This is a genomic window from Streptomyces phytophilus (genome assembly GCF_013870535.1).
GTDB classification, from domain to species: Bacteria; Actinomycetota; Actinomycetes; order Streptomycetales; family Streptomycetaceae; genus Streptomyces; species Streptomyces phytophilus.
On the sequence record NZ_JACBXC010001663.1, the window covers coordinates 1 to 1,093 of the forward strand.

The following is a 1,093-nucleotide window of genomic DNA, read 5'->3' on the forward strand; positions in this document are numbered from 1 at the left end:
GCGGGCGCCGAGCCGAAGTCGGGCGTCGGCGCGGAGCGGGAGGCGCGGCTGCGCCGGGTCTCGGGGCGCTCCTCCTTCGGCAGCGAGTTGAGGAGCTGCCGCGCCCTCGCGAGCCGGTCGGTGACCTCGCTCTTGTGCCCGGCCAGCGCGTCGCGCTCGCGCTCCAGTTCGGCGAGCGTGTCGCGGGCCCGGACCCGCTGCTGCTCCAGCCGGCGCTGCAGGCCGACGAGTTGGCGCAGCCGGCCGCTCTGCAGGTTGCCGATGCGCTCCAGGGTGGCGGCCTTCTCCAGGTACCCTTCCGGGCTCTCGGAGAGGATCAGGGTCAGGTTCGGGTCGATGCCGCCGGAACGGTACTGCGCACCGGCGAGCGAGCCGAGTTCGGTACGCATCCGGTTGATCCGGGCGAGGTCGCGGGCGGCGCGGTCCTGCATGCGCTCCGCTTTGCGGCGCAGTTCCTCCGCGCGCTCCCTGGCCGCGTTGAACTTCTCGGTGGCCCGCTCGGCCTGGGCGTAGAGGTCGTGTACGCGCTCCCTGGCCTCGGCGTGGTCGTCGGGGGCGGCGAGAGCCGCGTCGGAGAGGCCGGAGAAGACGGCGGGCGAGCCGGACAGCGCCGCCGCCGCGGCGGCGGTGAGGACGCCGGTACGCAGGCGGCCGGCACCGCAGGGCCGGGTGGATCGTCGATGTGCTGACACGCGGCAGACAGTAACCACGCGACTACGCGCCGACCAAGAACCGCCTTGGGGCGCGATGTCGGCGCCGCGGTGCCGACGCAGGTCACCCGTAGGGCGTTCGAAACGCGCGGTGTCGGCAATTCGCCCGAACGGGCGGCACGATGGCCGCGTCGGCGGCCGCGCCGCCGTACACGGCGGCGGCCTGTCGTACGGTGCGGCTACTCGGCGCCGGTGGCGGCGCAGGCCAGGGCCACCTCGGCCCACGTCCATGCCTGGTCCTGGAGATCCGCGACGGACGAGGCCCGTTCCTGCCGCCGCGCCGCGTCAAGCGCCCGGCCCGCCGCCTGGACGGCGAGGGGGGACGGCGACGGGGCCGCGGCAACGGCCGCGCACGCCTGCGCCACCAGTGCCCACAGCCGGGC

At 75.7% G+C, this 1,093-nt stretch carries 2 protein-coding genes; both read right to left on the minus strand.

From position 1 onward, the window contains the following. Positions 1-692, minus strand: a 692-nt coding sequence (locus H5J30_RS35055; protein WP_181791833.1) for a coiled-coil domain-containing protein, incomplete at its 3' end; no start/stop codon positions are given. A 197-nt stretch (positions 693-889) separates the two neighbouring features. Further along, the coding region (locus H5J30_RS35060) for an ABC transporter ATPase (RefSeq protein ID WP_181791834.1) at positions 890-1,093 on the minus strand (204 nt) is incomplete at its 5' end.